The sequence below is a fragment of the Pseudomonas sp. NY15372 genome, assembly GCF_048068215.1.
GTDB lineage: Bacteria > Pseudomonadota > Gammaproteobacteria > Pseudomonadales > Pseudomonadaceae > Aquipseudomonas > Aquipseudomonas guariconensis_A.
Window position 1 is genome coordinate 222,342 of record NZ_JBLUPY010000005.1, and the last position, 7,349, is coordinate 229,690.

The window sequence follows — 7,349 nt, forward strand, 5'->3', positions numbered from 1 at the left end:
ACTCAGCCGCAGTCCCGGCTCGCCTGCAGCCATTGGGCCAGGTCCGCCGCCGGCATCGGCCGTGCCAACAAAAAGCCCTGGCCCTGGTCGCACCCGGCATTGCGCAGGAAATCGTACTGGGCCTGGGTCTCGATACCTTCGGCGGTGATCCGAAAGCCCAGGGCATGGCCCAGGTCGATGATCGCGCAGGCCACCGCCTGGGCATCGTCATCGCCCGGCAGGTCCTTGATGAACGCCCGGTCGATCTTCAGGTGGTCGATGGGCAAAGCACGCAGGTAGGCCAGTGACGAATAGCCAGTGCCGAAGTCGTCCACCGCCGTGGCTACGCCCATGGCCCGCAACTGCGCGAGCACCGCGCAGGCCTGCTGCTGGCTTTCCATCAGCAGGCTTTCGGTGATCTCCACCTCCAGCAGGCTCGCCGGCAGGTCGTAGCGGGCCAGCACCGTGGCGAGGCTGGTGACATAGTCGCTGCGCTCGATCTGCAGCGCCGCCACGTTGATCGCCATCGACCCTGGCAGGCAGTCGGCGGCGCGCCAGGCGGCCAGCTGGGCGCAGGCCAACTCCAGCACACGTTCGCCCAACGGGATGATCAGGCCGGTGCGCTCTGCCAGGGGAATGAACTCGGCCGGCGATACCAACCCGCGCTCAGGGTCACGCCAGCGCAGCAGTGCCTCCACCCCTTCCACGCGACCACTGAACAGGTCGAGCTTGGGCTGGTACCACAGCTCGAATTCGTCGTGCTGCAGGGCCCGGCGCAGGTTGCGCTCCAGCTCCAGACGCTGCTGCAGGCGTTCGGTCATATCCGGGTGATAGGGCCGCCAGGCGTTGCGACCGCCCTCCTTGGCCGCGTACATGGCGGTGTCGGCGTGGCGCAGCAGGCTGTCCACCGCCTCGCCATGCTGCGGGCAGCGGGCAAGGCCGATACTGCCAGTGACCAGCGCCGCATTGCCGTTGAGGTCGAATGGCCGCTGCAAGCAGCGCAGCAAGGCGCACACCTGGTGGCTGATCTGGCCCTGGCTGCCCTGGAGCATGAACACGAATTCGTCGCCACCCAGGCGGCAAACCCGGTCGGCGCTGTCCAGTTCCTGCAGGAAGCGCGCCGTGGCCTGTTGCAGCAACAGGTCGCCCATTGGATGGCCCAAGCTGTCGTTGACCTGCTTGAAACCGTCGATATCGAGGATCAGTACGGCCAGCCCATGGCCCCTGGCAATGGCCTCGGCCAGCTGTTTCTGGAACAGCACGCGGTTGGGCAACCCGGTGATGGTGTCGTAGTGGGCCAGGCGTTCGAGCTGCGCCTGCGACTGGCGCAGTTCGCGGTTGCGCTGTTGCAGCAGGCGCTGGTTGCCGTTGAGCTGGGCGACGAACAGGCTGAACAACCCCGTGCAGGTCAGGGCGAAGAGGAACAGCGGTGAAGCGAACAGGCCCAGCACCGGCCAGCCATCGCGGGGCGCGGCGGCCATCTGCCAATGCCCACCCGGCACCGTCACCACCTGGCTGAGCAGCGGGTCGTCGAACAGGTGCGGATCGCCCCAGATCATCGCGCCATCTGCGCCCTTGCCGTCCGCCCCGCGCAACGCCACCTGGATGTCCATGTCCGGGCGCAGGCCTGCGGCCCACAGCAAGCGGTCGATGTCGGCGACGATCGACACATTGCCCCAGTAAAGCTTCACCCCCCGCTTGCCGGCGACGAACACCGGCCGCCGGTAGATCAATGCCCGCCCACCTTGGTACAGCCCGACCGGGCCGGCCAGCACGGCCTCTTGGTGTTCACGGGCCGACTGCAGCATGGGGAACTGGTCGGGCAACCGGCGGTAGTCCAGGCCCATGATCGCCTGGTTGCCCTGTTCGGGGTGGACCGCACTGATCACATCGTCCGGCGCCAGGGCGATGTGGTGCATGTAGGGCACCGACTCGAGGGCGTCCTGGGCCATGCCGTGGAAATGCCCGGGGCTGATTCGCCCATCGGTGGAGATCAGCTGGGCGATGCCTTCGGCTTCGGCGAATGCCGCTCGTAGCTGCGCCTCCAGGGCGCTGCGTACCCCAGAGAGGCGCGCGGCGATGTTGTTCAGTTGCTCGCTTTGCTCACGGCGCATGTCCAGGTGCCCGAGCGCGATGGACAAGCCGATGCCCACCAGGGCGAAACCGACCGGCAGCAAGCGGTGCACAGTGCGCCGCAGCGTGCCTGGGTGGGGCGGCGGCTGATCAGGGGGTACGGGGAGAGTCTTCATTGGGCTGAAATCGGCGGCGATTGATCCTGTATCGGCCCGGCCACGGCAAATTTGAGCCAGACTGGTGTTTTTCTTCCAGTGGGTGCATGCTCGCAGCTGAAGCGATTCACCTACCCAAGAACAAACGAGGTGCAGTACCCATGGACCGTCTGCTCGATTCGCTGTTTCCCGCCCCCGATGACATCCCCGAGGCCTGGCGCCTGGGCGAACCCCTGGAGCAACGCGATTACCTGGTCGGTGGCCAGCTCAGGCGTTGGGACGGCCCCCTGGCCACGGTGCGCAGCCCGGTCTGGCTCAAGCACGGCGACAGCGAGCAGCAAGTGATTCTCGGCAGCGCCCCGCTGCTCGATGCCGATACCGCCCTCACTGCCCTGGATGCCGCCGTACAGGCCTACGACAAAGGCCGCGGCGCCTGGCCGACGATGCGTGTGGCCGAGCGTATCCAGCATGTCGAAGCCTTCCTGGGGCGCATGCGCGAACAGCGCACGGCGGTGGTCAAGCTGCTGATGTGGGAGATCGGCAAGAACCTCAAGGACTCGGAAAAAGAGTTCGACCGCACCTGCGACTATATCGTCGACACTATCAATGCCCTCAAGGACCTCGACCGGCGGTCGAGCCGCTTCGAACTCGAGCAAGGCACCCTTGGCCAGATCCGCCGCGCACCGCTGGGCGTCGCGCTGTGCATGGGCCCTTACAACTACCCGCTCAACGAGACCTTCACCACCCTGATCCCGGCGCTGATCATGGGCAACACCGTAGTGTTCAAGCCGGCCAAGTTCGGCGTGCTGCTGATCCGCCCATTGCTCGAAGCCTTCCGCGACAGCTTCCCGCCTGGGGTGATCAACGTCATCTATGGCCGTGGCCGCGAAACGGTCAGCGCCCTGATGGCCAGCGGCAAGATCGACGTGTTCGCCTTCATCGGCACCCACAAGGCCGCCAGCGACCTGAAAAAACTGCACCCGCGCCCGCACCGCCTGCGCGCGGCCCTGGGCCTGGATGCGAAGAACCCTGGTATCGTCCTGCCCCAAGTGGACCTGGACAACGCCGTCGAAGAGGCGGTCACCGGCGCCCTGTCGTTCAACGGCCAGCGCTGCACCGCCCTGAAGATCCTGTTCGTCCACGAAGATGTGGTCGAGCCGTTCCTCGACAAGTTCCAGCGCAAGCTCGCCGCGCTCAAGCCCGGCATGCCCTGGGAGCCGGGCGTAGCCCTGACGCCGCTGCCCGAGCCTGGCAAGGTCGACTACCTCGATGGCCTGGTGGCCGATGCCACCGCCAAGGGCGCCCGCGTGCTCAACGAAGGCGGCGGCACCAGCCGTGGCTCGTTCTTCTACCCGGCCCTGCTCTACCCGGTGGCGCCCAGCATGCGCGTCTACCACGAGGAACAGTTCGGCCCACTGGTGCCGGTGGTGCCCTACCGCGACCTGCAGACGGTGATCGACTATGTGCTCGACTCCGACTACGGCCAGCAGTTGAGCCTGTTCGGCAACGACCCGCAGACCATCGGCATGCTGGTCGACACCTTCGCCAACCAGGTTGGCCGCATCAACCTCAACGCCCAGTGCCAGCGCGGCCCGGACAGCTACCCGTTCAACGGCCGCAAGAACAGCGCCGAAGGTACCCTGTCGGTACATGACGCCCTGCGGGTGTTCTCCATCCGTACCCTGGTGGCCGCCAAGTTCCAGGACGCCAACAAGGCACTGATCAGCGAGATCATCCGCAACCGCCAGTCGAGTTTCCTGACCACCGACTACATCTTCTAGGCAGACGGCCTCTAATAGGGAAAAGGCATTTGCGCATTTGCCGAAACTGTACAAATATACAGCTTCGGTAAATGCGTGAAGCCTGCCGCGGTATACCCCGTGGCGGGTCGGTACTGACCTTACCTGAAGGAGGAACCTTGCAATGGCGGTCAAACCTGTTCCCGAAGGACAACACAGCATCACGCCCTACCTGGGCATCAAGGACGCGGCAAAGGCCATCGAGTTCTACAAGAAGGCCTTTGGTGCGGTGGAGATGTTCCGCCTCGAAGGCCCCGACGGCCGCGTAGGCCATGCGGAGCTCAAGATCGGCGATTCCTCGCTGATGCTCGCCGACCCTTGCGACATGGAGGGCGGCCTGGCGGCCAGCCAGTCGCTGGGCGGCACCGCCGTCGGCCTGCACCTGTATGTCGACGACTGCGACAAAATCTACGACCAGGCCGTCGCCGCCGGCGCCCTGGCCCTGCGCCCGGTGCAGGACCAGTTCTATGGCGACCGCAGCGGCACGCTGAAGGATCCATTCGGCAACCTGTGGTTCGTTTCCACCCATAAGGAAGACCTCAGCCCCGAGGAAATCCGCGCCCGCGCCGCCAAGCTGTTCGGCGGCCAGTGAACCACAAGCTGCGAGCTTCAGGCGTTCGGCTTGAAAGCGCCCTGACTTTACCGGAAGCTTGAGGCTCGTAGCTTGGAGCTGCTGAATGCGAATCATCGAAAAGACCGCTGCGCAGGTGCGCAGCCTCACGCCGGCCGAAGAGGAACTGCTGGTCGGTTTCGCCTCCGGCACCCTCGCCGGCCCACGCCTGCTGCAGGCCAACCAGTGGCTGATGAAGGTACGCAGCGCCAACCAATGGCTAGCCTGCGACTGCCGCCGAGATGCCGTGCCAGTGCTCAACGTCAGCCTCAATGGCAGTACCGGCACCCTGTTCCTGCGCAACAACCCGGACACCCCCGAGCATGCGCCCGGCTGCCCGTTCACCAAGGTCGAGCGCGAAACCGGCGAACGCAGCGAGCAAACCGCCGCACCTGCCGCCTGGCTGCCGCCAGACACTGCGCTGCGCCTGCTGGGCGATTTCAATCGGGCTGGGGAAGGTGGCCCTGGCGCCACTGCCGAACGCCGCGAACAGCAGCGCTTGTTGTCGTTGTTGCTGACCTGGATCGAAGCCAGTGGCTTGAATGTCTACGCCACCCACCTGAAGAAAGACCTCACGGTCCAGTTCGCCGACCTGCGCGGCGTGGCCGGTCGCTATCCACTGGTGGAGCGGGTGCCGGCGAGCAACTACTTGGAAACCCGCCTGGACATGAAGCACATGATGATGCTCAAGTCCCGCCTGCGTGACGCCACGGCCTTCGGCAACCACCGCCGCCATGGCCTGCTGCTCGACTGCATCGACCAAGTCAAGGGGCGCAAGCTGTTCAACGCCCGCACCGAGGACGGCTTCGACTTCCAGGGCCACCATCTGTTCTGGGGCGGCAGCCGCACCAGCGGGCCATTGCTGGCCCTGGCGCTCTATTCACCCACCACCGCCGGTAGCCATTTCTATGAACTGATCCACGTCGCCAGCGTGCCGGTGCTATCGCGCGGGCACCTGTTCCCGGTGTACCGCGACGAAGAGCGCGAGCCGCTCAAGGCATTGGTGTCGCTGATCGATTGGATGGCGAGCAAAGGCGTCAAGGTGCTGATGCGTCGGCCGGTCATTGGTGGGCAGGTGATGGATGAGCTGGTGCTCACCTCGGACCAGGACCGGGTGCTGTCGGTTTCCCTGCTGGAGCAACCCATCGGCCCGGAGCCGGATGCCGAGAATTTCAAACGTTATGCCGACTTCAAGAGCCTGGAGACGTTCCGCAAATATGTGGCTGGGTTCTTTATGCGCGAGCGGTGAAGGCCTCATGGGGTCTGGGGCTGCTGCGCAGCCCTACAGGCCGGGCGAAACGCTTGAGTCTGTTAGAACGCCGCCTTGAAAATCGCCTCGATCTGCGCCTGGCTCGCCGGCCGCGGGTTGGTCAGGCCGCAGGCATCCTTCAAGGCATTGGCCGCCAGCACCGGTACATCCTCCAGATTGACCCCGAGCGCTGCCAAACCGGCCGGAATGCCGATTGCCGCCGCCAAGTGCTCGATGGCCGAAATCGCCGTGCCTGCGCCCTGCTCCGCGTCCAACCCACACACCTTCACGCCCATGGCCTTGGCCACATCGCGCAGGCGGGCGGCACTGACCTTGGCGTTGAAACGTTGCACATGGGGCAGCAGGATGGCGTTGCACACCCCGTGCGGCAGGTCGTAAAAGCCCCCCAATTGGTGTGCCATGGCATGCACGTAGCCCAAAGATGCATTGTTGAACGCCATGCCGGCGAGGAATTGGGCATAGGCCATGTTCTCCCGTGCCTGCAGGTCACTGCCATCAGCGACGACCCGGCGCAGGTTATCGCTGATCAAGGTCACGGCCTTGAGCGCGCAGGCGTCAGTGATCGGCGTGGCGGCAGTCGACACGTAGGCTTCGATGGCGTGGGTCAGGGCATCCATACCGGTGGCGGCGGTCAGTCCCTCGGGCATGCCGACCATCAGCGCCGGGTCATTGACCGAAAGGATCGGCGTGACATTGCGGTCGACGATGGCCATCTTCACGTGGCGCGCCTCGTCGGTGATGATGCAGAAGCGGGTCATCTCGCTGGCGGTGCCTGCGGTGGTGTTGATGGCGATCAGCGGTAATTGCGGTTTGGCGGAGCGGTCGACGCCTTCGTAGTCGCTGATCCGCCCACCGTTGGTTGCGCACAGGGCGATGCCCTTGGCGCAGTCGTGGGGCGAGCCGCCGCCAAGGGACACCACGCAATCGCACCGTTCATGCTGCAACAAGGCCAGCCCGGCCTCGACGTTGGCGATGCTCGGGTTCGGCTTGGCACCGTCGAATATCACCGAATCGATGTCGCGCAGGGCCAACAGGCCGGCGATACGCTCGGCCACACCGGCTTGCGCCAGGCCGTGGTCCGTGACGATCAGCGCCTTGCGCAGGCCGTAGCCGGCGATGGCCGTCATTGCCTCGTCAAGGCAGTCGATGCCCATGATGTTCACGGCGGGGATGAAAAAGGTGCTGCTCATGGCCGAGTCCTCTTGGAAGGTCTGTCTACCTCCGAGGATCTGCCTGGTTGCGCGGGGCAGTATTGACCCAGCGCAAGACAAAGCCCTGCCATCGCGGACAAGCCCGCTCCCCACAGGCAACCCGCCATTGGCAAGCCTTGCATAACCCTGTAGGAGCGGCCTTGTGCCGCGATGGGGCGCGTAGCGGCCCCAATCATTAAGGCAAAGGCAGCCAAGATTCTGATCACAACAGCACAGTGACATGATCCTACCAAGCAGCCCTTCTGTTGCCTT

The 7,349-nt window shown here is 65.0% G+C and carries 5 protein-coding genes; 3 read left to right on the forward strand and 2 right to left on the reverse strand.

The window, feature by feature from the left end:
* Positions 1-2: 2 nt before the first annotated feature.
* Positions 3-2,228 (reverse strand): putative bifunctional diguanylate cyclase/phosphodiesterase, encoded by a 2,226-nt coding sequence (locus ACNFG0_RS06575; protein ID WP_196156388.1) that lies wholly within the window; start codon positions 2,226-2,228, stop codon positions 3-5.
* A gap of 140 nt (positions 2,229-2,368) precedes the next feature.
* Between ACNFG0_RS06575 and ACNFG0_RS06580 the strand changes: the two genes are divergently transcribed.
* The 3 genes from ACNFG0_RS06580 to ACNFG0_RS06590 all read left to right on the forward strand — a co-directional run bounded on the left by ACNFG0_RS06580 (position 2,369) and on the right by ACNFG0_RS06590 (position 5,865).
* The gene (locus tag ACNFG0_RS06580; RefSeq protein WP_196145217.1) at positions 2,369-3,988 is read left to right on the forward strand and encodes an NADP-dependent glyceraldehyde-3-phosphate dehydrogenase; all 1,620 of its coding nucleotides are present in this window, start codon (positions 2,369-2,371) and stop codon (positions 3,986-3,988) included.
* Between the two features lie 142 nt (positions 3,989-4,130).
* Positions 4,131-4,598, forward strand: a complete 468-nt coding sequence (locus tag ACNFG0_RS06585) for a VOC family protein (protein ID WP_196145216.1) — start codon at positions 4,131-4,133, stop codon at positions 4,596-4,598.
* Between the two features lie 85 nt (positions 4,599-4,683).
* Entirely contained in the window at positions 4,684-5,865 is a 1,182-nt protein-coding gene (locus ACNFG0_RS06590; protein ID WP_416764321.1) for a hypothetical protein, read from the forward strand.
* Between the two features lie 62 nt (positions 5,866-5,927).
* Here ACNFG0_RS06590 and yiaY read toward each other — a convergent pair whose 3' ends face one another.
* Entirely contained in the window at positions 5,928-7,076 is a 1,149-nt protein-coding gene (yiaY, locus tag ACNFG0_RS06595; protein WP_416764322.1) for an L-threonine dehydrogenase, read from the reverse strand.
* Positions 7,077-7,349: the final 273 nt, after the last annotated feature.

Bases quoted from the DNA above. Each gene is read 5' to 3' on its own strand.
- ACNFG0_RS06575 (WP_196156388.1), bottom strand. From the start codon at position 2,228: ATGAAGACTCTCCCCGTACCCCCTGATCAGCCGCCGCCCCACCCAGGC.
- ACNFG0_RS06580 (WP_196145217.1), top strand. From the start codon at position 2,369: ATGGACCGTCTGCTCGATTCGCTGTTTCCCGCCCCCGATGACATCCCC.
- ACNFG0_RS06585 (WP_196145216.1), top strand. From the start codon at position 4,131: ATGGCGGTCAAACCTGTTCCCGAAGGACAACACAGCATCACGCCCTAC.
- ACNFG0_RS06590 (WP_416764321.1), top strand. From the start codon at position 4,684: ATGCGAATCATCGAAAAGACCGCTGCGCAGGTGCGCAGCCTCACGCCG.
- yiaY (WP_416764322.1), bottom strand. From the start codon at position 7,076: ATGAGCAGCACCTTTTTCATCCCCGCCGTGAACATCATGGGCATCGAC.